Origin of the sequence: Mycobacterium sp. smrl_JER01 (genome assembly GCF_048513595.2) — a bacterium.
In the GTDB taxonomy this organism is placed as follows: domain Bacteria; phylum Actinomycetota; class Actinomycetes; order Mycobacteriales; family Mycobacteriaceae; genus Mycobacterium.
Genome location: NZ_JBLXXK020000003.1, coordinates 194,238 through 219,653, shown reverse-complemented (window position 1 = coordinate 219,653; position 25,416 = coordinate 194,238). Strand labels below are relative to the sequence as shown.

The window sequence follows — 25,416 nt, the reverse complement described above, 5'->3', positions numbered from 1 at the left end:
TGAGCCCGCCCCAACGGCTTGCTCGACACCCCTGACACTACTGACGACCACCGACAAAAAGAGAGACGTCGTGGCCCCGATCCAATCGCCGCACCACCACCCCACCCGGGCATCGGGTGGGGTGGTGGTGCGGCGGCGTTGGCGCGTCATAGCCGGCTAAATACCGGCCGCGTTGGATCTTCGCGCTACCAGGCGCGCGTACGGGTCAGCCTGCTGGGGCGCGTAGTCCGGCTTCGAGACTCGATTGCCACTCCTGCATCCCTGCGCGTGAAAATGGCGCGTCGATCTCGAACCCTGTGGCTGTTATCGCGTCGTTGATGGTCTGCCATTCGCTGTCGGTTGGCCACGGCCGACCATGTTCTTTCTGCCGCTCACGCAGAATCTCTTTGAGCGCGTAGAGAATCATTCCCGCCTGATCAAGACTGTCCACTTCGCTTTCTCCTTTCCTTAAGGTTCGCCGCGGTCATTATTCGTTCGGGCTTCAATCCTCGGGTTCGAAAAGTACGACTTCGTCGACGAGGTATCCGATCTGGTATGTACTCGGTAGGTTGTCCCATGTCGCTGTGATGATTTGCATCGCGATCTGTTCGCCCAGTTCGTCTTTGAGCTGTTCGTCGTCGCCGTCGTAGAAGGCTTGCAGGAGATCGCCGCCCGGGTCGACCTCGATGGTGTCGTAGTCGATGTTGGGGTCGGTCGGGATATCGCGGGGGTATTCTTTGGCGTTGATCACCACCGATCCGGTGACTTTGATCCTGATCACCGTCATCGATACTGGGATGCGGACAGCGCGGCCGCGCCTGATCGGCATTTTGGCGTCGGGATCCGGGGAGTCGCGCCATCGCCGGACCTGGCTGATGCCGGCGCCGATCTGCTGAGCGAGCTTGGCGATACCGCCGGCTCGGTCGATCGCGGCCCATCTGTCCAGCCAGAACTTCTCCACTCCTGGCGGCAAGGTGGCTTGGCGAGCCCGCCGGGCGATCGTCTGTTCTGACACCGCTTTCTTTCCGGTGTGGCGTCCGATACGTCTGGCGAGTTCACGACGGGCCCGCCGGCCCGCTTCGGCAAGCTGGGTGCGCTGCGGCGCTGCACGCCAGCCCGCGCCGAGCTCGGTGAGGCGACGTTGGGTAAGCGCATCCAAAGCTTCACGCAGAGGTGATGTTTCGTCCTGCTGCTGGGCGCTGCCCGTTCCGGGCAGATCCCAGAACTCCATGCTCATGAGTCGTCGCCATCAGGTGGACCGTCGTCGCCGCCCTCGGGATCGGTCAGGTCCTTGAGCCGGTAGCTGCCGTTTCGGCGCAGGCCCGTCTTCTCGTCGAGCGGATCCTCCAGCTTGTGGGGATCAAACCCCTCGGGCACCCGGTAGAACCACGCATCGACCATCGCTTCGGTGGGGTACAGGTTGTGGTCACGGGCGATGCGGCACGCGTAGCGCATGGCCCGCCACCGAGTCATGCCCTCGATGGCCGCCGACCAGGCTGGTTGCTGCAGCTGCGTGTATGGGTATGCCCAGGCGTTCTCGCCGACCGACGAGCAGCGGCCGAACACGCTCTTGTACAGCGCTTGGCACATCTGCTGGTAGTCCAGCCGGTCGGTGGCTCTGGCTTCGGCCAGTTTGGTGCGCAGGAGCGCGGAGAACTGTTTGAGCCACTGGTGCTGTACGGGCCATACGTAGGCCACGTGGAACTCGATCTCCTCGACGGCCAGGCCCGCGCCACCATTTTCCACCGGGGCCAGCAGCTGCTGAATATCGACCGTGGTGGCGGAGAATGTCGACTCTTTACGCCAGGCCATGCCGGGGTGTGGCACGGGAAGCTGCGGCGAGAGCCCATCACAATCCTTGCCGGCCGGGACCGTGATCTGGGCGACCATGAACGGCGGCCGCGCCTCGTGGAACCATTCCGGATTGGGGTCGATGAACTCCGGTGTGCCCCAGCCCAGATACAGCCCTTCAGCCGAGGGCAGGTAGGCGGCCTGTTGGTCGACCTGAATGTCGATACCCTCACCCATAGCGCGGTGCTTGCGATCCCAGCTGTCGGCGGTCCACCACGCGTTGGGCAGCTTGCCGCTCTTGGCGATGCGCGAGGGCAGCGGGCAGGGCACGAGCTTGGGCTTGGGATCCATGCCGGCAGGGACCGTGGGCCGCGCTTTGCTCATCCGGGCTCTGGCGATTCGTGCTCCGACCCGCGACCACCGCGGCCCGGGCAGGGTCCCGTCGAGACTGTAGAGCCACGCGATCCGGTCGGCCAGCAGGTGCGCGGCATCGGTCTCGTCGGCAGGCAGGATTGTCGAGGTGCCCATGATCCCCAGAACGCCGCGATCGTCGGGGCGTGACCGTGCCGGATCGGAATGCGTGTACGGCATGATCACGACATCGACTTTGCGGTCCTCCCATTGCGTGGGGTCCGGCGTCGGGAACAGGCAGGTGAAGTATCCCGACTTCTGGTAGGTGACCTCACACCCGAAGAAATCTCCAACAACATCTTCGATCTTGGCGCCAGAATCCGGCCCCGGCACGGGGAACTCCAAGTCCCTCAACGCTTGCCCTGTGATCCATATCTGCGGATCAGGTTCGCCGTCGCTTCGTGCCCAGGGGTACTTGACTGCTAGTTTCAGCAGATTGCCCGGCTCTCCGAGTGCTGGCTTGACCACGGTGCCAGCGGGGTTGACTATGCCGTAGCTGGTCACGATCAGCACGCGGTCATCCGCGCCGGAGTACTCCACGTCTTGCCACTGCCGGGAACCCTTGACCCAGGCGCCGGGCTTGGCTTGCGGTTGCGTGTCAGCGGGCTCCTCGCCCTCCATTTCCGGCACGCTTCGTACGCCGGCGAGGTAGTCCTGCACCGTGGAGTCCCACCAGATGCGCACCCCTCCCTGATCTGTGTCACCTGCGGTCACATCGGGCTCAGGAAAGTCAGCTGGGATGCCCCTGCCCAGCCGTGAGACGACCTGTTGGCGCGACAGTCCCACCAGCGGAGGTGCGGGCGTGCATCGTTCTTCGATGATCCAGTCCAGGATGTCGGCTGACTCGCCACCGTCGTCGGCCCCCAACTGCCAGGTCTGTCCGTCGCGGGTGATGCGGTACACGCTCATCGATCAGAGTCCTTTCCTGGTTCGGGCGCCCTGGGCGGAGGCGGAACCTGGTCGGCCAGTCCGGAGGCAAGCTGTCCGAGCCGCCATTTCCGACGCAGGTTCTCCACCGCGGCAGCCGTACGACCTACCTGCAGGGCCGCCTCGGGCACGCTCAGCGACAGATCCAGAGCGATCCGGGCATCCGGGATCGACCAACGCTGACCGCGCCGCACCGCCGTCGACGCGGTGCGCTCGGCGCGTCGAACCGAGTAATTGCGTCGCTCGATCCGACTTCGCTTCGATTCCGACATGAGCCCACTCCCCTGCCATCCGCGCCTGACATCCCCTCAATCTACGCACGCACATGGGCAGCTCGTGGTTCATCAGGCCCCTTGTGACACGGGCGGGCACCGGCCGGCGGCGACGTCGCGGTCCTGCGCACTGATGCTTAGTCCGTACTTGACGGCGATCGCAAGGTACCGCGCGATGTACGTGCACTGGAAGTCCCGGTTCGGCGGCAGCCACGCCAGCCCGGAATCGGATTTTTCGCGGTTCACCGCTCCAGGCACGGCAATCAGATTCTCTGGGTCGTTGGCAAACTTCACACGGGTCTGCTGATCCCACGTCCATGCACCGGCATCCCAGGAACGCCCGAGCGCGAACACATGGTCGATCTGAACGCCAGACGGATCGGCCACGGCATCAAAAAAGACGGTTGATCCCGTGTAGGGGTCGTGCAAGGTTCCCGAAAGAACCTTGCAGTTCTGCGTTTTCGGCTTGATCACGACATCAGCGAGTTGCGCTTTGAGGATTCTGGACCTCGTGTCACAGCCTGAATGATCCTGGGGATCATTCCACGCCGGCCCGAACGAGCACGCCTCGTGGCGTTTGCATCCGCGTTCGTATCCGCGCACATCCGGCAACTGAGAAAGCACGTGCACGTCGCGCAACAGGACGGCGATCTTGTCGCCAGCCGCAGAGGGCGGCAGCGGCGCGATCGGTGCCGCAACGACACCTTCGACACTCGTCCGGACCGCATCGACCACCGAGGTGAAGGCCTCCGTCATGGCCGAGCGGTCCCACGACGCAGACACACCTACGGCAATGACCAGTACAAGCACTATGCGCCGGATGCGCTTCACCCGGGCCCTCCCCTCGATTGTGGCCGTCCGCGACCTTGCATCCCAACATTAACACCCCTCAATCTATCTACGCAACTAGATTGATCGCCAGCGTTTGCGGCCATAACCTCTCTGCCCACCACGCGGCCCGGAAACTGCTCAGGGCGCGACGGAACCCGCTGCGGTGTAGTCGGTTTCGTCGAGGTCCCACTCCTGGCCGTTGGGGTCAGTCACGGTGTCGTGCTCGCAGTCAGGACAGCGCAGTGCAGAAATGAGGCCGACCAGGTGCCGACCTCCGCGCATTCGCGCTCGACCGATTGCACGCGGCGCAGCCTTCGGATCCGTCCACAACCTGCCTGTACAGATCAGGGCGGCCCGGAAGCTACCGCATTGCGCGCACCGAGACGCCTTCTTGGGCGCAGGGCAGATGAACATTCGGCCGGTGTCGTCCCAATCGCCCCACTCAGCGATCAGGCCGTCCCAGCGCGGCGGAAGATCGTATTCGCGGGCCCACAGCTCCAGTCCGAGTTGTTCGCCTGCATCCACGCCGGCGTCGCCCCGGTGCACAGCAACAGCACTTTCCACATCTGCAGCGGCCCTGACTCCCTTCGCCCCGCGCCGGGCGCTGCCGTCATCCACCGCACCCATGTATGCCACGTTCCCTTCGCTGAATTGATTGGCTATCTCTGCGCCTCGGCGCCATACATCAAGATTTCTGTTGCGATCACGCGGTTTCCGCGCTGTTCAACGAGGCCGTTTCGGCGCAGTTCACCGAGGTAGGTCGAGAACGTTCCTCCGCTGGAGGCGACCTCGGCGAGTTCTGCCAGCCGCTGCTTGGTAAGGCCTTCGGGATAGGCATCCACGCAGGCCCGCAGCATCCTGCTCGCACCCGCACGAAGAATGCTCAGGTAGTGCTGCTGCAGCTCGGCCGCGGACATGGGTTCCGGCCTCACACCCAAGTAGTCCCATCCCGCCTCGGCCAGCCTGAATCCGGCGCTGGTCTCATCGAGGAATCCGGCGCGGCGCAGTTCACCAAGGTAGGTCGACCAGGTGCCACCGGTGTGCCGGATACCGGCCACCGTGCTCCATTGCGCCTTAGTCAGACGAAGTGGGTCCATACGTGCGAGCGCTTCGATCATCCGATGCGCACCCTTGCGAAACTTCTGCGAGCCCGCGTCGATCGTCGTCGGCCGCCTACGCCCCCCCGCACGCTCGGCCGCGATCGGCGGCACACGGCCCACCTCCGGGCCCGCCCGAGATGCCCGCGCTGACGCGCCGGCTTCACCGTCGGTGAATCCTTCACCCCGGCAGGGCATCAAGGCTGACAGCGCGGTGCTTATGAGCTCGCTTGCCGCACTCAGCGCCTCAACAGCCTCCGGCGTATTGGCACCGGCCTCAAGCTCGGCGACCCGACGACGCAGAGCAGCGATGTCAGCGTCACGCTCCACGAGCTGCTGGCGCAGCTGGGCTTCTGCGGCGGTCGCCGCCCCCATCTGGGCTTGAGCATCCTCAAGGGTATTGCGCAAACCTTTGGCTTCAGCTCGCAGCGCGCTCGGATCGGACTCGCGGGCACGTTCACGGGTGGCGGCTATCTCTGCCCCGAGTCGATCCAGGTCGATCTCCGCGCGGGCCTTCGGGACAACGCGAATCCGCCCGGGCGCCGGTGTGGCGTGTGAGTCGAACGTCGAGAACAGGGGAAACTGTGCACGCTTGCACAGCCAGAGAAATCCGGGACTCCACACCCAGCCTTCGCCGACCGCCAAAGACGGCAGCGACCCGATGATGTCGCGTACATCCTCGTCGTCTTGGTCGGAGTTGACGCTGATCCACTCACGCACAGCTTTGATCGACCGGGGACCCGTCATCCTCAGCAGGACAACGGTTTCCATTAAATCCAGTACCGCCTTGGCGGCCTCCTGGGGACGCTGGCTGACTGTCAGCATGCCGATACCGCGGCTTCGGCCACGTTTGGCCAGGTCTTCCATCGCCCCGATCAGCCGAGCGTTGTCCGCCGAGACCCGTTGCGGGATCAGGACGTCAGCCTCCTCAATGACTACCATCAACGGATCCCGGTTGCGGCGGTACAGCCGTTCTGCAAACGCCGTCGCAAACTGCCGTTGAGCAGTCTTGGACATGTCGGACAGGTCAAGGACCGCCGGAATCCGGTCGTCAACGATCAGGTCGGCCAGCAGCTCGCCTGCCGTTGACTCCAACGGCACATCCCCGTGATCCCCGCCGAAGATCACAAAGGGCAACCCAGGACCCTTCCCGTCAGCGCTCGACCGGATCCCCCACCAGTCACCTTTGACATCAACGACAGCGATCGGCAATCCGGCCTCATACATGCGCTCGACCAACAAGTGCGCTAACGCTGACTTTCCGCCACCTCGGTTGGCCAGGATCGCGATCGTCGAGGTGACAACTTCAAGTGGCAGCTGCACACCGGCGGCAATCTCGATAACGGCGCTCTGAGTGCCCTTCACGAGACGACCACCGCACGCATCGCACCATTGGCGCACCGCGCCACCCTGCTGCAGCTGGTAACGCTGATCCTGATCTGCCCACCGCCGCCCCGCTGTCCGCCTGACGGCTCAACAACCGCGGCCTGCGCTTGGTCACGTTCTCTCAGCCGTTGGTCACACCCCTCACGGTGCGCTGGTCGCAGCATTTCCTGCGGGCGCACCTCGCAGCACCTGGGGTCGCGGCTCCGATTCGCCAAGCGGTTGATGTAGCAGTAAGCGCACTGGCGCCGCGGCCTCGGCCGGTCCTCGCGCCCGCGGCGCTCTCCGGATAGTTGCGTGCCGTCCTGGCCGGCTACGGGCAGGCCGTAGAACTGCTCACCCATGGGAACCGTCGGCCGGCGCGATGGGACTCCAGATTTGCCGCGGGGCCGTTGCGATGAACGGTCGGCGGTCTCGGTAGTAGTCGTCGCCGAGCAGCGTTGCCAGGTCATCTTCGGCCTCGGTTGACGTTCGGGACGGCGTCGAGACAGGTTGCACGGTTCCGTCGCCGGCGTCGACTGCGGTTGCGTAGAGCTGCTCTGCGGGGTCGGTGATCGTCACGCCGCGGCTGACCAACGCTTCGGCAAGTTCGGCCGCCCCCAGGCGATGCGCACCGTCGACGTCGCGGATGACCGCAGCCAAGGTCGTGATCAGTGCGGCGTTGCTCATCGTCGATCCAATCCGGTCGCGTGGTATTGCACGTTGCTGATTCCCACCGTGGGCTCTGCTGCCATCGTGCACCGGGCTCATCGCGTGTGGCTGGGACACGCTCAGGTCCGCAGCCAACCCCGGCTGACTACCGGAAACTGGTGCCAACTGGCAACGGCCACGGCAGGGCGCACGGACCGACCTCAAGCGCCGACAACACAACTGACCTCGTGGCTTCGCTTTGTGATTCAGACCGCTTAGCTGAAAGCGGGTTATGGTCATTACGCGCGGTATCCGCAGCGGCTACCGCCTGTATGTGCACACGGGGAAGAATCAAGATGGCCGTTTCAAACGAAGACATGCTCGCGATGGCCCGTGAGCTGCCCATTCCCGTTCCCTGGGACCGAGAGGCATTTATTGCCAACCTCTCCGAGCTTCGCGGTCGCCCGATCCGGCTGGTCCCCACCGATACCACAGCAATGGCCGGCAGCCCCTGCGGGCTCTGGCTTACCCGCGAACACGAAGACGTGATCGCCCACGAAATCGGTACGAGTCCGTACCACGCCGATCAGATAATTTGCCACGAGGTCGGCCATATGATGCTGGGCCACGACCGCGCACCGGCGTTCGGCCAGAACCGCGACCGCGAGTACGACTTGTGCCGCAAGATCCTGCCCGCGATCGACCCTCGTACCATTCAAGCCGTACTCGGCCGCTCGAACTTCGACTCCACCCAAGAACGTGACGCAGAAATGTTCGCCAACATTCTGATGATCGCCGCAGCAGAGGCCGCCGATGAACAGTCGGTGATGGGCGGCGTCTTCCTCCGGAGACGATGACCGCCACCATTCCGGGCCACATCGCCTGGCCCCTCTTGGCCTTCATGGCTGTCGTAGTCGCTCTCCGATACCTCTTCTTCAACAACAGCCTGTGGGAGCGCTACCTCAACCACACTCTGGCCGGAATGCTCGTCGTCAACCTCATACGCGAACGCGCCGTTCAAGACCCTCTCGCTGCTGCCGGCATCCTGCCAGTCACGGCGACCCAGCAGCTCTCGCTCGTGCTCATGATCTTCACAGCGGCAGAATTCATGGGCTTCATCACCATGTGGACCCGGCTATCCCCGGAAGCCGTTCGCCGCCGACAACGCTTCCACCGCTTCGCCGCAACACTGCTGGCCGCCGCGTTCTGGCTCGCCGCCACGCCCGCACGATCGGCCGGCGAAACTCTGGAAGCCTACGGCGGGTGGAGCAGCGTGCTGGCGTGGAGCCTCTACGTCCTCCTGCTGTGCATCCTCGGAGTTCAACTCACCGTGCTGTCTTTCCGAGAACTGCGGCGCCCCAACGCCCGCCGCCAAGAGCGCCTTATCGCTGTCGGCGGTTTGACAATCGGACTGTCCATCGGAGTAAGCAGCATCGAGGCGCCCATCCTGGCGGCCTTCGAAGAACTGGGTTGGCTCTACAGCCAGGACTACCGACTCGCATTGCATGGGTTCATCTTCTTTTCCGAATCAGTCGGGGCCAACGTCCTGGCCTCCATCCCATTCGCTCTCGCCATCTTCGCCAAGGCGGGCTTCGACCTAACCAGCCGTCGTTGGCGCCGGCTCCAGCCGCTACGGGACGCCATGCTCGCCGCCGTCCCTGAAGCCGCGTTCGAGTTGCGGACACCCAGCACCTCCCGCCGTAGGAGCCCGCTCGAACTCCACCAAGCCACCGTGCAGATTCGCGACGCCATTCTGCAGCTCCGCCCGTACTTCCGCGACGTACCCACTACCGTCGCGGAACGATTCCTCACCACACAGATGGTGTCGGTCCGCCTCCGCCAAGACGCGATCGACGCGCTGCAGCTCGCCCTCGCGGTCCAGGCCAAATACGCTGGCGAAGAGCCGACTCCCCTCGACGTCAGTACCGTGCTCAGCACGCGCTCCACCAACCTCGACGAGGAGACCGACGAGCTGCTCCGCCTTGCCCGTTGGTGGCCGCACGCTGAAGCCGCAGCCAACCCACAACACGAGATGAGCGACACTTCATGACCAGCACCTCCAGCGCGTCCCTGCCGCACCCCCGATGGCGCCTACCGATCCTCGGCGACCTTCTCACCATCGACATGGCCAAACCCACCCAGGGCCTTGCCCGCGACATCACCGCACACGGCGGCATCGTCGAGCAACGCATATTCAACTTCCCCGTCATTGTGCTGTCCGACACCGGACTCATCAACGAGGTCAACGACGAAGCCACCTGGGAGAAGCACGTCGGCCACTCACTACGCAAGCTGCGGCCCGTCGCCGGCGACGGCCTCTTCACCGCCTACAACCACGAGCCCAACTGGGCCAAAGCACACGCCATCCTCATGCCGGCCTTCACCAAGACCGCCATGGCGTCCTACCACCCCACCATGGCCGCAACCGTCGCCGAACTCATCGACGCCTGGAGCGCCCGCGCCGACACCACATCCTGGATCGACGTGCCCGCCGAAGCGAACCGACTCACCACCGAGATCGTCGCCCGCGCCGGCATAGGCCACTCCTTCAACAAGCTCGGCGACACCAGCGATGACCCTTTCATCACCACGGTGCTCCGCGAACTCAAGTACGCCAACCGACGCACCGACGCAATCCCCTTCTACGAGACGCTGTTCGGGAAGGGACAGCGGCGTCAGCACCAACAGGACAAGGTGTGGCTGCGCGAGCAAGTCGCAACCATCATCGACGCCCGCCGCCGCGCCGGCGCACACGCCGGGCCCCAGGACATGCTCGACTTCATGCTCAACACCGCTGATCCCTCTACCGGCGAATACCTCGACGACGCCAACATCGCCAACCAGATCCTGACCTTGCTCGTGGCCGGCAGCGAAACCTCCGCCAACGCCATCAGCTTCGCCCTGCACTACCTGGCTAACAACCCCGACGTTCTCGCCGCCGCCCAGGCTGAGATCGATCAGCGCTGGCCCGAGCGCTCGTTCCCCGACATCGCCTTCGACGACGTAGCCCGTCTGCGCTTCCTGCGCCGCATCGTCGACGAAACGCTGCGCCTGTGGCCTGTCGCACCCGGCTACTTCCGGCAAGCCAAAACAACCACCGCCATCGGCGACGGCAAGTACCAATTCGAGAAGGGCGACTGGGTTTTCGTTCTTCTGCTCGCCGCACACCGCGACACCGCCACCTGGGGCGACGACGCCGATCAGTTTCGCCCCGACCGCTTCCTGCCCGACACCATCCGCGCCCTGCCACCGCACATCTACAAGCCCTTCGGCACCGGGGCCCGCGCCTGCATTGGCCGCCAGTTCGCCCTCCACGAAATCATGCTGACCCTGGCTGCCACGCTGCACCAATTCACCCTCGAACCCGAACGTGACTACAAACTGCAAGTCTCAGAAACCCTCACCCTCAAACCAGACAACCTACGACTCCGCGTGCACCGCAGGTAGGCCCAACTCAGTGGTGTCGTCGGATCTCAGATAGCCGCATCTCACCGCCCTAACGCCAACTAGCCACATCGGCAGCCTCGCAGACAGTCCTAGGACGAAACCCCGCAGCACGCCGAAGGACCTCCATGGCCGCAAAGCGGCCGAGGTCGCTGTCCCAGCATGCTGTCTCACTTCTAGGGAATGTGGACACCTCACATTTCGTCTCGGATTGTGCGCTGCTTCTGGGTAGTCTCATCAGGTAGTGACTGCTTGACGAAACCTGTTGCCATACGGTGAAACGCGACCGTCAGATACGCGATGATCACGGTGCCGGCCGCGGTGACGATCTTGACGGGATCCAGTCGGATCCATGATGTGTCGAGCAACGCGGCCGTCGAACTGGCAGCGACTAGGGCGCCGCCAGCGGCAAGGTTCAGGTGCATCGCCGCCGACGAGACCGCGTCGACCAGAGCGAAAGTTCGGACTCGGTGCTCTGGCTCTACGACATCGAAGGCGATGGCCGACATCGCTAAGCCGAAGGCGTAGCGCGACACCTGTGACAGCACGACCAGCACGGTGAAGGCGGCGATGGCCGCGAGGTGGTGACCGACTCTGGGCAGGAGTGTCCACAGGACCATCTGGGCGGCCAGTGCTACGCCGAGGACCCGGATCGAGGTGGTCGTGCCGATCCGGCCGATGAACCAGCCGGCCACCGGTGCGAACACAAAAGATGCCGCCGAGCGAACGATGAGCATCACCCCGATTGCCGCGGCGGGGAGATCGAGCACGGTCAACGCGTAGACCGCCAGCAGCGGCACACCGATCACGAACTGCGCCGCCGACCCGAACACGACCAACCGGCCGCGGTGGTCACGCAGGGCTTCGCGCCATCCGCCCTTACCAAACGTCGAAATCGGCTCGCGCACCGTCGTTTCTGGGAGATGGCGGTACACGATGATCGACCCGAGCAGATAGATCAGGCAGTAGATCACCACGCCGCGGTAAAAGACCTCGGTGACCGCACCGTCGAAGCAGACCGTCTGCACCAAGAAGGCCATGATGACCGTCCCTTGGGCGGCGAAGCTGAACATGGCTAGGAACAACGGCCGATCGGCAGGTTCGGCAAACTCCACGTACCACGCAGTCCAGGCCGCGCCGAAGCAAATCGAGATCCCCACCCCGGCCACGGTGGCCCCCGCGAATAGAACCGCGGCGGCGGCGATCCGCGATCCGTCGATGATCAAGCCTGCCGAGAACAACAGCAGCAGTGCAGGGGCCAGCGTGAGGGAGCCCGCCACCATCACGGTGCGATGTCCGAAGCGGCTGACGATGCCAGGCGCCAACAACTGGACGGGAATGCTGACGATCATGCCGAGTGCGATAACGCTGACCAGACTCGGACTGTAGCCCAGCGTGTCGACGACATAGAGTTGGAAGATGTCGCCGTGCATGCCGCCGGTCGCTGAGCTGAGCAACACCAGGCCAGACCCGGGGATCAACGCCCTACGCGCAGCAGGCCCGAGACGTCTGCGGCCGATCGCCCGGACCCGCGCCATCCACAAACCCCCACCTGTCGAGTCTCGACCACGTGCAACCAACCCTAACGACGGCCCAACACAGGGCCAACGTCCGAAACTGGCTCGTTTCTAGTTGGTCCAGCACCCATCGCACCCACAACGGCGGTTGTTGATTATTAATTCGACAGTCACCGACCCACCGCGCGACCCTCGCCGACGGTGAGGGTCGCGTTCACATGAGCCTGGCGCGCAGCACCGGCACGGCCGGCCCGGATAGCCGGTCAAACGCTGCAATGCGACCACACACCGCGAGCATCAACGATTCCCTCGGGCCCACAACAGGCTGTCCGGTCCCCCACGTGCAGCCCGTAACCTCATCAACAAGGGAGATCCCGCGCAAGCGTCCGCGCGGGAAAAACCCCAGTTGCCTTCGGCTGGTAAGGAAGTCGAGCACCCACGTCACGTGTTCTGGATCCACGGTGCGCGGAATGGCTAACGGTATGTGTATATCAGCGGCGTGGACCAACACATCCGTGAGTCCGGTCAGAGGCCCCGTGACTGGTGGGCTAATTCTATGGTCGGCCCCCTGGCGAAGCGCAGCAGCGATGTCGGCGACAGGAGCGTCAGCACGACGGCGCGCCAAGGCGTCGATGCCACGGTCCATACCGCCGTGACGAATCCCGCTCGCGACAAAGCCCCAGAATCCATCTTCAAAGTCACTGACCAAGTGCGCTGCAACAGTTTTGACATCCCATCCGACACACAAACTCGGTGTCGCCAACTGCTCGGGGCCCAGGCCTTCGATCACCTCTGCGATTGCTCGCCGTCCACACGCCACGGCGGCGAACACGCGCTCTCGGTCGGCTGAACTCATCGCCACGCGAGGAGCATAGATGCATCTCACGGTTAGGTGCCGAGCACGGCAGCATTCCCGGTCGCTGGCGACGGTTCAGCCTCCCAGACAACGCACGTGGGCAGTGTCCCAGTATCGAAGAACTCGCGAGCCGCCTGAACCATCACACCGTGGTCGACCAAACACCGAGGAAAGAAGCTGAACGTGGCGTCGCCGCGGGCGAACTCGACTTCATCGCCGCCGGCATCACCAACTCCCACACTGTGAAGCGGCGGTTGGGATCGATCATTGTCGGCAAACAGCAGCAGCCCGCCGCTTTGATGCCCGAGCCCAAGCGACAAAGCTCCTGCCGAGCCAGCCATGCTCACCAACACCGGCGCAGACCCTGGTTTCGCCAATGACTCAAGCCGAGACTCCAGCTCTTCAGCATCGTTGACGTGCACTTCCTGGTCATCCCAACGTAGCAACATTCCTCAATTATCCGTGAGCGCGATCAAAGCACTACCCGCTCATCAAGCAGGACCAACCCGGCATTCAGTTGCCCCAGGTGACCCCCAAATCCGTGATCAAACGACTCCCGAATCAGCGATCAAAACCAAGCGACGCCGGGATTGGTCCTCGATCCGCTGCACCATTCCGGACAAGGCCGTCCAGGCACGCAACCGCAAGACGCTCGGTTCCCTCGGTGGCCGGCCGCCCGGATTCAACGCCGAGGACTACAAGCCTCGGCATGCCGTCGAGCGCGGCATCAACCGCCTGAACAGGAATCGAGCCGTGGCCACGAGATACGACAAGCGCGCGGGCCGCTACGAGGCCACTGTCCTCGTAGCGGCCATCAATGAATAGCTGTGACCAGCTCGATCAAGGGCGACGAAGGATGTCCGTGGAGTTGTGGAAGTTCAGGTGCTGATGGCATGTTCGACGAACTGGCCGCAGGCGCGGAACCCCAGGCGCCGGTACACAGGCTCGCCGTCGGCCGACGCCTGCAGGACCGCGATGCCATGGTCTCGCTCGCGGGCAGCGTGAAGGGTCGCGAGCGTGATGGCTCCGCCGTAGCCGCGTCGGCGGTGGGCGTCCAGGGTGGAGATGTTGTAGATGCCGGCGACTCCAGCGTGGTGGAACACCTCGGCGGAGCAGACCGGACGGTTCTCCACGTAGCCCACCAGGTACCGGGCCGGGCAGGTAGCGGCCAGCGCCTGGGAAGCAGCCTGAGCGAAGAAATCACAGACGGTTTCAGCGGGTGGATTCCAGTTCGCGGCAAGCACCGTAGCGTAATCGGCGAGCTGCTCGGGCGTGGTCACCGTTCGGATGTCCAGACCCGGGACAGAGGGAATCGGTAGGGTGTCGTCCAGCTCGGCCCACATCGCCGTCTCACGCTCGGACACCGGTAGACCGGCCGCGGTCAGGCGGGCGGTGAGATCTGTCGGTGTCGAGGCAGGTCCCACCCACCAGGAGAAACCGCGGCCGGTGCCGGCCAGCGACCCGACGGTCTCGGAGATACGGGCCGCAGCGTCGCCGGCGGTGAAGCGAGCCGCTGCGACGATGTTGAACGTGTCATCGTCCAGACCGCTGTCCGCGACCAGGAGATCACCGGCCTCCGCGACGGTCGCACCGAACATACTCCGGTGCAGATGGCAGGCGTGTTCCGCCAGGTTCCGCTCCATCCTGTCCGCCAAGTCGGCTTCATCGAGAAAGTAATCATTCACAGGAATTGATCCCAGCACGACCGGGCGAAGACTGCACGTCATTCTCGGCGGCGCCACGCCGACGACCAGCACTTTCGATACACGCCCCTAGAACTGGCCGCAGTTGGGTGTAGTCGCTACTCCGTTGAACCGGTCAGCGATCCATTGCATGGCCGGTTCCCCGTCGACGACCATCGGCAACGCGTGGTTGATGACCAGCTTGTTGAATATCGGCGGCCCTTCGTTGGTGCGGAACTCGACATCGCTACCTTTCGCGCACCAATCCCGACCTAGTTGAACGGCGGGCCCGTAGGGCACCAAAGGATCGTAACGGTTGCTGTTGATCAGCACGGGCGCATTGGGTTTCAGGGTGCCGAGCTTCTGCAGGTCGAGCAGTCCCCGGAACTGCGGATCGGCCAGCAACTCCGGGATCGGCTGGTTGAAGTAGGGCTGCAGGTGCCGGAACATGAACTTGATGACCGATTCCCCGACACACTGGTTCTTGGTCTTGTCGACGAAGTCCTGACCGCGCGGGGTGAGCAGGGCCCGGATCTTCGGCTCGGCCTCCGGGTAAGACTGCATGACACCGTTGAGCGCGTAGCCAATCACCCCCACCAGGGCACTGCCGTCTGCGTAGGGCAACAGCTCGGCCAGATCAGCTGGCGGCGCACCAGCGTAGGTCCCCACGATGTCGAGTTCGGGGGCGTAGGCCGGTGCCAGTTCGGCAGCCGATGCCGCGGCACCACCGCCTTGGGAGTATCCCCAGAACGCAACCGGGCCATCGGGAATGAGCGACGTGTCCGGCAAGTGCCGAGCCGCCCGAGCCGCGTCGAGCATGGCCTGGCCCTGGGAGAGTCGGTTGACGTAGGTGTGCGTCACACCGATGGTCCCCAGACCCTCATAGTCGGTCATCACGATGGCGAACCCGCGCCGGACAAGAGTCTCGACGAAACCCATCTCGTAGTTCAGCATGATGTCCAGGTACGGAGACCAGTGGATGCCCTGGTTGAACTGCCGCGACGGCGCGCACTGGTCACCTTGGCCTTGAGTGCCAGGGCCGTAGACGATCAACGGCCGAGGCCCCTCCCCAGGCCAGGGGGTGAACGGCTCGAAGTAGGTGCCCGTCACCACGTTCGGTGTGCCGTGGGCGTCGGTGCTGCGGTACATGATCCGTGTCCCAGTGGCCTGAATAGTCCCCAGTTGACCGGAGGGCTCAAGGACCAGCCGTGACGGCTCGGTGCGGATCAGGTCCCCGGGCGCGGCGTCCGGCACCGGATTCGGTTGGGTGTAGAACGCGGTGTACTCGTCCTCGTTGTAGAACGGGTACCAGTCATCGGCGCCTGCCCGAACGCTCCCAAGGGTGAGCACCATGCCGACAGCTAAGAAAGCCGCCATAACGAGCAGCCCCGCGCCAGTCCTGATCACCGCCCGAAAGTAACAATCTGGTGAAGCAAACGGAAGACTTTTCTCTAATTTTCTAGAGAAAATGGCGCGCGCTCGGTGCCGGCACCTCTCCGCCGTCCGTCGACCGGGTGAGTGATCCCCGCCGAGAGTCACACCGCTCGATAGCATTACCGGTATCGCCAGCCGCCGTAAGTACAACGCTCCGCAGCGCCGCCGAGACCTTGCCGACGCTGCGATCGACCTGCTCGGCACCAACGGCGCCCGCGGCCTGAGCCACCCCAAGGTCGATAAGCACGCCGGGGTGCCCGACGGAACGACCTCGTTCTACTTCCGTACCCGGCAAGCGCTTCTCCACGCCACCGCTAGCCGCATCGCCGAACTCGACCTCGCCGACCTGTCCCTGATGTCCGAGCTCGCTCACGACGAGTCCACCGGCTACTCAGGGACGCTCGGTCTGGCACGTCTGGTCATGCTGTCGGGAGCTGAGCCCTATCTCACCCGGACGCGGGCCCGCTTCGAGATCCTGCTCGCCGCCCGCGGCGACGATGACCTCGCCTCGACGATGCGCCGCGGCACCGAGCAGTTCGTTGCGCTCGCGCGCGAGGTGATCGCGCAGTGGTATGGGAGTGATCCGTCCACACCCGACGACCTCATCGAGCAGCGCGCGGTCATGGTCATGACATTCATCAGCGGCGTGATGACCACGTTCATGCAGGGCACCCCCGTGGTCGCGGACGCCCGCGACCTCGACAGCATGATCCGCCACATCCTGGGTCCGTAACCTAGGCGTCTCGGTCTCTGCCTGCGGTTGGCGCACTGAAATCGCCGACGATGGCGTCACCTTTTCGATGCACACGAAGCGTGGAATAGCTTCGGCGCGTGCTGACGGGGCTGACCCCACGCGCTCCATCGTGGCCATTCGCGCGGACCATTCCAAGCTCCGCCATTCCGAACTGACCGTGCTGTCTCTTTTGTGGTGAATGAAGACGTCTCAGATTCTGTCTCAGCTAAACGGGCTTGCTGGCCTCAAAAATCTGCTGCCAAGTACTGGGGCTTGTGAGGCGAGGTCGGGCGTGGCGGTAGGTGCGGCGCATTCCTGGAAATGCGGTGCTGACACGGATGCTGAGCCCGACTGATTCGCGCAGCAGGGCGAACATCTTGGCGCGGTCGCGCTGACGGTAGACCACACCCCGTCCGTCCGCGGTGGTCACGGTCACCCCGTCGACCTTGCACAGCAAGAACCACCGCGCGTCCTGCGTCGCGACGTTGATCTGCGGACGCCGGTGATGGACGGGGTCGTGCGGCTTGAGCTGGTGCATGACACCGCGGCCCAACCGGATCGAGATCGCCAGCGGATTGGTCGGGATGACGACCTTCCTGCGCCACTTCTTGTCCGACGGCGCAGGCAGCGCCGTCGCACTTTCCAGCACCACCGCGTCCGGATACTCCTGACGCAGCTTGCGGACGTCGGGCAGCGCGGACTCCAGGATCGAGAAGATGTGATCGGGTCCGGCCAGGAAATCGTCCATCGCCTTGTTCTGGATGGCGACAGTCGAATACTCAAGGCAGATAAGGTGTTTGATCGTCGCCTTGAGATGGCTGGCCACTAGACCGCGAATGTTACCGTCCCAGTGCATCGCCGCGACGACAAGCCGGTTACGCAAGTGGAAGTACGCCTGCCAGTCGATCGCGTCGTCCTTGTCACTCCAGGCCATGTGCCAGATCGCCGCGCCCGGCAGCGTCACCATCGGATAGCCGTGCTCACCGGCACGCAGCCCGTATTCGACGTCGTCCCACTTAATGAACAACGGCAGCGGCTGACCCAACTCCTCGGCCACCTGGCGCGGAATCATGCACATCCACCAGCCGTTGAAGTCGACGTCAATACGACGGTGCAGCAGCCGGCTGCGGTACTCCTCCTCGTCACTGAGCCGGTACTTCGCGAAGTTATGGTCGTACTCCGTGTTGACCGCTCCCGACCACATGAAGTTCTCGGAGTCGACCACCTCACCCATCACATGCAGGTGCGAAGGCTCCTGCAGGTTCAGCATCTGACCGCCGACGAGCGTCGGGACCTTCGCGAACCGGTTGAGCGCCAACGCCCGCAGGATCGAGTCCGGCTCGATGCCGATGTCGTCGTCCATGAACAGGATCTGTTCGCAGTCGGTGTTCTTCAGCGCCTCGTACATCACCCGGCTGTAGCCACCGGAACCACCCAGGTTGGGCTGGTTGTGGATGGTCAGCCGATTGCCCAGCGCGGCCGCGGCGGCATCGAACCCGGGATGGTCCTTAGCCTTGTTGGTGCCCTGGTCGGAGACGATGACCGCGCTGATCACTTCGTCTACCACCGGATCCGAGGTCAACGCGGCCAGGGCGTTCACACAGTCCGACGGACGGTTGAACGTGGGGATGCCGACAGCGATGCTCGCCCTGCCGGGCGCGGCGATCGGCGCGTACCAGCCGGCGTGGTGCAACGTGGACTTGGCATCAGTGGTGATGTCGAACCAGATCCAGCCGCCATCCTCGAACGGGGCCAGCTCGATCTCGAACTCCAGCGCCGCGGGTTCGTCGAAGTCGGATCCCGTGGCGCTGTGGATCGGCGCGCCGCCGATGGTGATCCGGGCGCCGGTGGACTTGGAGCGGTACACATCGACGCGGGCACTGCCGGCGAGCTCGACACGCAGCACGACCGATTCCAGGATCGACCAGCGCCGCCAATAGCTGGCAGGGAACGCGTTGAAGTACGTCGCGAACGAGACCTCGGACTCCGCGCCGATCTGTAGCGTCGTGCGGTTGGGCGCGTGGGCACGCCGGGCGTTGGTCTCCGATTCCTCTATATAGAGCTTGCGAACGTCGAGGGGCTCACCGGGCCGCGGCACGATGATGCGAGTCAGCGGGCTGACCGCCCGAGACTGCCCGGCCTCCAGCGCTCCCGACGAGTTATCCGCAAAAAACAGCTCAGACATACCCGCGATTAGACCACCATCGCCGAACAAGTCCCGTTTCTAGAGAAGCCAGACAACCCCCGCGACCCCACATCGCGGTCGCATAGCGCCGGCCCCGCAGCCGGTGCGGTCACACCGGCTGCGCCCGCGACCACCACGCCGGCGCTGATGCCCTAATCGTTCAGGGGACGCGGTGGCGCATCTGCTCGGTATATTCGGTGATCCGCTGAGCGGCGGCGGTCAGCCGGTCGCGTGCCCCACTGAACATGCCCGCCTGCAACGGTGGCCACTGCGCGCCCGCGGCCTCCATCGTGGCCAACACCGCGCCGTAGCGGCTGTCCTGCAGGCGGGCCGTCTGGCCGGCGTCGGTGACGAACAACCCCAACCACGGCTCGGTGAACACGCGGTCCTGGGCCATCTGGTCGGCCACGACGAGGGAGAACATGATCTCGGCCTCGTGAAACAGTTCGGTGTAGCGCGTCAGACCGTAGAGGTCGGCGAAGTGCGGCCGCAGTGCGTCGAACAGATACGACGAGCAGACAAACGGCGGCTTGCGCCATCGCCGTTGGCTGATCTCGCCCAGGCGGCGCTCCAATTCCGCAGCGTCGCCCGAGATTTGGGCTGCCCGCAGCGTCAACGCCAAGCTTTCGTCGCGCGACAGCGCTTCCCACGGGCCCACCTTCTCGATCACCGTCACCCGCAAGTTGGGGTGGGTGATCGACCACGGGACCGCGGCATCGGTGGTCAGCGCCCGCAGGGCGCCGAAGTTGCGCCCCTGCACCGCCGCGATCGCGCCGGCGTAGAGCGCCAGCGTGGCCGGCAGCATCGCCAACGCCTCAAGACGCTCATCGCGGCCTTCCACGATCAAGGCTTGGGTGCCGCCGACACGCAAACGCCCGGTCACCGTGTCAGGCAGCGGTGTCGGTTGGGCCAGCGCGGCCATCGTCTCCGTCCAGATCCGCTCGTGATCAGCGTTGGGCCACGCACAGCCGGTGATGAGCTGATCCAGCATGGGGGCGGAGAGCTGCTCGTAGCGCTGCGCCATTGCCAAATACTGGCGCAGCTGCTCCACGGGGACGCGGCTGTTGAACGTCGGAGGGAACATCTGCGCGTCGGCACGTTCGGTCTGCAGGTTCTGAACCGTGGAGCGCATCATCCGGTCGACCACCAACGGATTGCCCTGGCCAACCGCGTCACGAAACTGCTCGCCGAGCGGTTGCGGCGGATCCTGCAGCAACCGGTCCTGCAGCATCACCAGCTCGCGATGGGTCGCCGGAGCCGAGCTGGCCACGCCGCGGTGAAACACCGTGCCCGACCGGTTGTTCTCATAGGTGGTGACCAGTGAGTGGATCCGGTCTCCGGGGCGCGGCGCGGCTACCGTGAAGACCGCCACGCTGCGGTCGTCGACCTCGACGTAGTCCACCGACCAGTTCGGGCCATCCACATAGGGCCGCAGTTTGTCGTGCAACGCCGCAGCGTCGAGTACCTCGGCGACGCCGGAAACGTGGCCGGGGGCCGCCCCGACCACGAGATAGGCTTCCCCGCCGCACTCACGTGCCGCGCTGACCGGATCGCGGTTGGCGAAGGCGATGATGGCGCGTGCCGCGGCGAACCGATCAGCTTTGGTTCCGAAACCCAGCGTGCTCTTCCATTCCAGCCAATGCGTTTCCTGGGTTCCTGGATCGGCGCGACGAATTGCCTCCACCAGCGCGGTCAAGCTCTGCACTGACCGCAACGGAGCCGACGTAACAAGGTCAAGAGCCATAGTGGTGTCCAGCCTATGGGCGCACCGCGACAGCGCGTTGAAAGAGGCCTAGCGCGACCTCATCGTGTCTCACGCTCACTGCACAAATGCAGCGGTGGTGCAGCCGAACTTGAGAAAGTGCAGCCAAAATTGAGAACCTACAAAACTGTCAGTGCCCGCGTGCCAGATCTCGGAACGATGACATGTGCAATGTCGCTGCGACGGTGCAGGTTTGGGTTCTTCCGTGCCTATTCTTGGCGATCATGAGGTCTGCTTCTCCTGCTCTGGGGCTGTCTGGGTCGTAGACGTCGGGGCGATGGACGAGGATCGCGAGGTCGCAGTCCTGTTCCAAATTGCCGCTCTCACGTAGGTCAGAGTGAACCATCCCGCGTTTGATGCGCACCTCCTTCCTTGGGAAGGTGCATGTCATGCCGAGCAAGTACGACCCGGAGACCCGAGCGAAGGCGGTCCGTCTGGTGCGCGAGCACCGGGAGGACTATCCGAGCGAGTGGGCGGCGATTACCGCGGTGTCCAAACGGTTGGGGATGAACGCCGAGACGCTGCGTAATTGGATTCGCCAGCAACAGGTCGATGACGGTGATCGAGACGGGGTCTCTTCGGAGGCGGCTGCGGAGATCCGGGCGTTGAAACGGCGTAACGCCGAGCTGGAGCAGACTATCGAAATCCTCAAGGCGGCAACGTCTTTCTTCGTGCGGGAGAGCGACTCGCGCAACCGCCGCTGACCGCTACGGTCTGCGAGTTCATCGCCGCCCACCGGGACCGTTTCGGGGTCGCTCCGATCTGCCGCGTGCTCACCGAGCACGCCGTGCCGATCGCCCCGCGGACATTTCATGCCTGGGCGGTGCGGGCGCCCTCGAAACGGGCCCTGTGGGACGCCACGATCACCGAGATCCTAGCCGGCTACTACGAGCCTGATGAGCACGGACGCCGCAGGCCCGAGTCGCTGTACGGGTCGCTGAAGATGTGGGCCCATCTGCAGCGTGAGGGCATCCCGGTGGCCAAGTCCACCGTGGAACGCCTGATGCGCAAGAACGGCTGGCAAGGCGTGCGCCGCCAGAAGAGGGTCCGCACCACGATCCCCGACCCGGAGGCGGTGCGACCGCCGGACCTGGTGGACCGCCAGTTCGGGGTGGCCGCACCCAACGTGCTGCTCGTGGCCGACTTCACCTACGTCAAGCTCGTCACCGGCGTGTTCGTCTACGTCGCGTTCGTCATCGACGTCTACGCCGGGTCGATCGTGGGCTGGGAAGCCTCGGCGTCCAAGCACACCCGCTTCGTCGAATCCGCGCTGCGTCAGGCCGCTGCACTGCGTGCCCGCCAAGGCCATCCCGTCGACGGCGCAATCCATCACAGCGACGCCGGCTCGCAGTACACGAGTGTGAGATTCGGTGAGACACTGAGCCTTTCGGGAATTCGCCCGTCTGTGGGCAGTGTTGGGGATGCCTTCGACAACGCGCTGGCTGAGACGACCATCGGCCTGTACAAGAACGAATGTGTCCGGGCGGATTCCCCGTTTCGCCGCGGCCCACTGAACACCGTGGGCGACGTCGAATACATCACCGCCGACTACGTCGCCTGGTACAACCAGCAGCGCCTGATGCACCGCCTCGGACGCATTCCGCCGGCCGAAGCCGAAGCCCGCTACTATTCCCAACTCGTGACCGGTAGACCGGCCGGATCACAGAAACCTGAGGGTGCATGAAACCCGGGACGGTTCAGAGAGCTGGGGCATTTTGTCGACTCGCTGCTCGGGTCCGCGGTTGAGCTGACTCAGGGCGATCACTGGGACGTTCAGTTCTTTTGCGAGCAGTTTGAGGCTTCGGGAGAACTCGCCCACTTCGGCTTGTCGGGACTCGACGCGTTTACCGGATGTCATCAGCTGTAGGTAGTCGACCACCACCATCTTCAGGTCGGTCTTCTGTTTGAGCCGGCGGGCTTTTGCCCGTATCTCCATCATGGTGAGGTTGGCCGAGTCGTCGATGTAGAGCGGGGCTTGGCTGATCTCGCTCATCCGGCGCGCCATCTTGGCCCAGTCATCGTCGCTGAGTTGCCCTGCGCGCATGTCGGCGAGCTTGATCCGGGCCTCCGCGGACAGCAGGCGCATCACGATCTCCGACTTGCTCATCTCCAACGAGAAGATGATGCTGGCCATACCATGCTTGATCGAGCAGGACCGCATGAAATCGAGTGCAAGGGTAGATTTTCCGTGCCCAGGACGTCCTGCGACAATGACCATTTGCCCACCGTGTAGGCCGGTGGTGAGCTCGTCGAGTTCAGCGAACCCGGTAGGGACACCCTGGGAAAGCGCGGATCCGGATTGGATGGCGTCGATCTCATCCATGGTGTTTTGCAGCAGGTCATCCAGGACGAAGAAATCTTCGGATGCGCGGCGTTCATTCACCGCGTACACCTCGGCCTGCGCCCGGTCGACGACCTCGTCGATGTCGGCCCCTTCGGCGCCGGCGTAGCCGTACTGCACCACGCGGGTTCCGGCCTGCACCAACCTGCGCAGCAACGCCTTCTCCGCGACGATGCCCGCGTAGTAGCCGGCATTGGCCGCTGTCGGCACTGTCGCAAGCAGGGTGTGCAGATACGGGGCGCCGCCGACTCTCTGCAGAGCCCCGCGGCGATCCAGCTCGGCGGCCACAGTCACCGCATCAGCGGGTTCCCCTCTGCCGTACAGGTCCAGGACCGCCTCGTAGATGCTTTGGTGGTGAGGCCGGTAGAAGTCCCCGGGCCGCAACCGGGCCAGTACGTCGGCGATCGCGTCCTTGCTCAGCAACATCCCGCCGAGCACCGACTGCTCGGCGCCGAGATCCTGCGGCGGCTGGCGGCCATCACCAGCTGCCTCACCGTGGGGTGCGGTTCGTCGCGTCTGCGTGGGCGCGTCATGCAGATCCGTCATGCCCGCTACCCCCGTTCTGCCTCGCTAGCCAACCCAAGTTCGGAAGCAATCTCCGGCCAGCACTTGTCACACACCATCGACATGGCCTTGAGCGGCAATTCCGGCCGCTCAACAGCGTTGGGTGCACCGCACTGCACGCAGTCACACGCGCCGATCGCCAACCTCGCCACAAAGTCATCAGCCAGCGTCGTTGGCGCCGAACCAAGTTCGAGCCCAGCGGTGTCACACTCCTCGCCCAGCACCTGGTGAGCCCAGCGCATCATGCCGTCGACCAACGCGATATCCGGGAAGAGCCGAGCGGCGCGGCGGCCAGCGTTGGCCAGTGCTGCAAACGGATCAGTCGCGGCCCGCGATCCCTCGAACTTCTCCGAGTGTGCGCGCAGCACCGTCCGGCGCTGCTGCGCGGTGGTCACCGCGCTCACCTCGGCATACCAGCGCTGCACGTCCGCGTGCGCCGCCGCCTGCGCCTGACTGGAGCCTTCACGCTCAGCTGGTGCCTTCCTGCTGTCTAGGCCGCCGCGCGGTGCGCCCGTAGGGCGCGGCGGCAGCCGCCGAAGACGTGAAGCGAGGAAGGCCGCCGGCCGCTCGATGCGGTCGGGCCATGAACTGCGCCGAGTTCGCATGTCCTCGTTGAGAGCGTTTCTGATCTGGGTGGCTGACCACACGGCTGGGTCGATGCCCGAAACCATGAGCGCATTGCAGATGGCGCCGATATGACCCCGGTGAAGGCCCCGCAACAGCGGATCTCGTCCGTAGCTGTTGCCGACCAGTTCATCAGCGAGCCGTTGAATGGCCAGCGGCCGCGGCGCGCAGCGACCGCGCCGCGGCGATCGCTTGGCCGACCGATGAGATTTGATCTTCGACGCGCGGGTACGCGCGTTTGGTGATTGATCTCTAAGGTGACTCAACCGCCTATCCCTACGGGATGGCGGTAGGTCGCAAATACCACCGTGACGAGCAGGGTTATCCACAGGCTGACGCCGGCTGACAAGATGCCAGATCGAGGGCCGCCAACCGATACGTGCGCTGGTCGGCGACCCGTGTCCCTGCTGAATCAGAACCGCCAAACCGGACGCACCAAGCACCTTGCGCACGGTGGTCACGGTGCGCTCCGAGCAGCCCGCACCGCGGGCCACAGTGGCGTTGGTGACCGCGCAGTGCCGACCAGTGCCGTGATCGGCGTGCGCCGCCAGCGTCATTGCCACCCGCAGCACAAGCTCCGGCTTGATGTGCAACCGTTGGCAGTGATCAAGACCGTCATCGGCGGCCAGCCACCCCGACAGTTCCGAGACCCAACCGTCACGGCTGGTCCACATAGGCATCTCTGGGGGGACCTGGCCTGCCTGCTCGGTCCATTGACGTCGAGCTGCACGTACTTCAGCACGAGCCGACCGGGCGCAGGCGTACTCCAGGGTGATCTCGGTATCAGCGAACGCCGTGCGTTGCACCCTGGAGCCGCGCGGTTGGCGGCGCGCGGCCGCACGCTGTGGGGCCGCGCTCGCCGTGGCGGCGGCAGCGGAACCCGACCGGTATGCGTGATTCCGGCAACTTCCCTCAGAAGGAGGATTGCTGGGACGCCACGCCGGTGACGCACC

The 25,416-nt window shown here is 64.5% G+C and carries 21 protein-coding genes and 2 pseudogenes; 5 read left to right on the top strand and 18 right to left on the bottom strand.

The genetic code is table 11. The features are described 5' to 3' along the window. Positions 1–205: 205 nt before the first annotated feature. From ACNUDN_RS30480 to ACNUDN_RS30445, 8 genes are all read right to left on the bottom strand, one after another. Complete coding sequence (locus ACNUDN_RS30480) at positions 206–430, bottom strand: hypothetical protein (RefSeq protein WP_419125553.1); 225 nt, start codon at positions 428–430, stop codon at positions 206–208. A gap of 51 nt (positions 431–481) precedes the next feature. Continuing rightward, entirely contained in the window at positions 482–1,216 is a 735-nt protein-coding gene (locus ACNUDN_RS30475) for a hypothetical protein (RefSeq protein ID WP_431961409.1), read from the bottom strand. Beyond that, a complete protein-coding gene (locus ACNUDN_RS30470; protein WP_419125550.1) occupies positions 1,213–3,090 on the bottom strand; it encodes a hypothetical protein in 1,878 nt (625 codons plus the stop codon). Before ACNUDN_RS30470 ends, ACNUDN_RS30475 begins: the two co-directional genes overlap by 4 nt. Then, the gene (locus ACNUDN_RS30465) at positions 3,087–3,380 is read right to left on the bottom strand and encodes a hypothetical protein (protein ID WP_419125549.1); all 294 of its coding nucleotides are present in this window, start codon (positions 3,378–3,380) and stop codon (positions 3,087–3,089) included. The genes ACNUDN_RS30470 and ACNUDN_RS30465 overlap by 4 nt, the downstream gene beginning before the upstream one ends. Before the next feature lie 72 nt (positions 3,381–3,452). Beyond that, on the bottom strand, positions 3,453–4,211 hold the full coding sequence (locus tag ACNUDN_RS30460; protein ID WP_419125548.1) for an HNH endonuclease family protein: 759 nt from the start codon (positions 4,209–4,211) through the stop codon (positions 3,453–3,455). 138 nt (positions 4,212–4,349) lie between these two features. Then, positions 4,350–4,838 (bottom strand): hypothetical protein, encoded by a 489-nt coding sequence (locus tag ACNUDN_RS30455; RefSeq protein ID WP_419125547.1) that lies wholly within the window; start codon positions 4,836–4,838, stop codon positions 4,350–4,352. A gap of 32 nt (positions 4,839–4,870) precedes the next feature. Continuing rightward, a complete protein-coding gene (locus ACNUDN_RS30450) occupies positions 4,871–6,673 on the bottom strand; it encodes a helicase HerA domain-containing protein (protein WP_419125546.1) in 1,803 nt (600 codons plus the stop codon). Between the two features lie 354 nt (positions 6,674–7,027). Further along, the gene (locus ACNUDN_RS30445; RefSeq protein ID WP_419125545.1) at positions 7,028–7,360 is read right to left on the bottom strand and encodes a hypothetical protein; all 333 of its coding nucleotides are present in this window, start codon (positions 7,358–7,360) and stop codon (positions 7,028–7,030) included. Between the two features lie 317 nt (positions 7,361–7,677). On the opposite strand from ACNUDN_RS30445, the gene ACNUDN_RS30440 reads away from it, so the two are divergent. Genes ACNUDN_RS30440 through ACNUDN_RS30430 form a run of 3 tightly spaced genes read left to right on the top strand, consistent with a single transcriptional unit; the run spans position 7,678 to position 10,768 of the window. Further along, on the top strand, positions 7,678–8,178 hold the full coding sequence (locus ACNUDN_RS30440) for a hypothetical protein (RefSeq protein WP_419125544.1): 501 nt from the start codon (positions 7,678–7,680) through the stop codon (positions 8,176–8,178). Positions 8,179–8,222: 44 nt separating this feature from the next. Then, positions 8,223–9,371, top strand: coding sequence for a DUF6545 domain-containing protein (locus ACNUDN_RS30435; protein ID WP_419125543.1), 1,149 nt, complete (start codon positions 8,223–8,225; stop codon positions 9,369–9,371). Then, a complete protein-coding gene (locus ACNUDN_RS30430; RefSeq protein ID WP_419125542.1) occupies positions 9,368–10,768 on the top strand; it encodes a cytochrome P450 in 1,401 nt (466 codons plus the stop codon). Before ACNUDN_RS30435 ends, ACNUDN_RS30430 begins: the two co-directional genes overlap by 4 nt. 191 nt (positions 10,769–10,959) lie before the next feature. Here the strand turns inward: ACNUDN_RS30430 and ACNUDN_RS30425 are convergent, their stop codons facing one another. The 5 genes from ACNUDN_RS30425 to ACNUDN_RS30405 all read right to left on the bottom strand — a co-directional run bounded on the left by ACNUDN_RS30425 (position 10,960) and on the right by ACNUDN_RS30405 (position 16,197). Beyond that, complete coding sequence (locus tag ACNUDN_RS30425) at positions 10,960–12,303, bottom strand: MFS transporter (RefSeq protein ID WP_419125541.1); 1,344 nt, start codon at positions 12,301–12,303, stop codon at positions 10,960–10,962. Positions 12,304–12,496: 193 nt separating this feature from the next. Next, entirely contained in the window at positions 12,497–13,138 is a 642-nt protein-coding gene (locus ACNUDN_RS30420; RefSeq protein WP_419125560.1) for a maleylpyruvate isomerase family mycothiol-dependent enzyme, read from the bottom strand. A gap of 32 nt (positions 13,139–13,170) precedes the next feature. Beyond that, complete coding sequence (locus tag ACNUDN_RS30415) at positions 13,171–13,587, bottom strand: Imm1 family immunity protein (RefSeq protein WP_419125540.1); 417 nt, start codon at positions 13,585–13,587, stop codon at positions 13,171–13,173. A 429-nt stretch (positions 13,588–14,016) separates the two neighbouring features. Next, positions 14,017–14,736 carry a GNAT family N-acetyltransferase gene (locus ACNUDN_RS30410; protein ID WP_431961400.1) on the bottom strand — a complete coding sequence of 240 codons (720 nt, stop codon included), beginning with the start codon at positions 14,734–14,736 and terminating at the stop codon, positions 14,017–14,019. A gap of 174 nt (positions 14,737–14,910) precedes the next feature. Beyond that, positions 14,911–16,197 carry a lipase family protein gene (locus ACNUDN_RS30405; RefSeq protein ID WP_419125559.1) on the bottom strand — a complete coding sequence of 429 codons (1,287 nt, stop codon included), beginning with the start codon at positions 16,195–16,197 and terminating at the stop codon, positions 14,911–14,913. A gap of 175 nt (positions 16,198–16,372) precedes the next feature. Here ACNUDN_RS30405 and ACNUDN_RS30400 point away from each other — a divergent pair, with 175 nt between their 5' ends. Beyond that, positions 16,373–16,987, top strand: coding sequence for a TetR/AcrR family transcriptional regulator (locus ACNUDN_RS30400; RefSeq protein WP_419125558.1), 615 nt, complete (start codon positions 16,373–16,375; stop codon positions 16,985–16,987). A 226-nt stretch (positions 16,988–17,213) separates the two neighbouring features. Here ACNUDN_RS30400 and ACNUDN_RS30395 read toward each other — a convergent pair whose 3' ends face one another. The 3 genes and pseudogenes from ACNUDN_RS30395 to ACNUDN_RS30385 all read right to left on the bottom strand — a co-directional run. Beyond that, positions 17,214–19,172 (bottom strand): glycosyltransferase, encoded by a 1,959-nt coding sequence (locus tag ACNUDN_RS30395; protein ID WP_419125538.1) that lies wholly within the window; start codon positions 19,170–19,172, stop codon positions 17,214–17,216. 160 nt (positions 19,173–19,332) lie between these two features. Further along, on the bottom strand, positions 19,333–20,916 hold the full coding sequence (locus ACNUDN_RS30390) for an RNA-binding domain-containing protein (RefSeq protein WP_419125537.1): 1,584 nt from the start codon (positions 20,914–20,916) through the stop codon (positions 19,333–19,335). Positions 20,917–21,064: 148 nt separating this feature from the next. Then, a pseudogene (locus ACNUDN_RS30385) lies at positions 21,065–21,289 on the bottom strand (DnaB-like helicase C-terminal domain-containing protein); the annotation flags it as partial. 34 nt (positions 21,290–21,323) lie between these two features. Here ACNUDN_RS30385 and ACNUDN_RS30380 point away from each other — a divergent pair. Then, positions 21,324–22,618 (top strand): IS3-like element ISMysp3 family transposase gene (locus tag ACNUDN_RS30380; RefSeq protein ID WP_419122764.1). Its coding sequence is split into 2 segments (ribosomal slippage): positions 21,324–21,597 and positions 21,597–22,618, totalling 1,296 coding nucleotides; the frame shifts between segments, so codons are not numbered across the junction. On the opposite strand, the pseudogene dnaB reads toward ACNUDN_RS30380, so the two are convergent. Together dnaB and ACNUDN_RS30370 are read right to left on the bottom strand one after the other, a co-directional pair. Further along, positions 22,613–23,812 (bottom strand): annotated as a pseudogene (gene dnaB, locus ACNUDN_RS30375) (replicative DNA helicase); the annotation flags it as partial. The gene ACNUDN_RS30380 and the pseudogene dnaB sit on opposite strands and share 6 nt — an antisense overlap. A gap of 14 nt (positions 23,813–23,826) precedes the next feature. Beyond that, positions 23,827–25,137, bottom strand: a complete 1,311-nt coding sequence (locus ACNUDN_RS30370) for a rep protein (protein ID WP_431961396.1) — start codon at positions 25,135–25,137, stop codon at positions 23,827–23,829. Between the last annotated feature and the right edge of the window lie 279 nt (positions 25,138–25,416).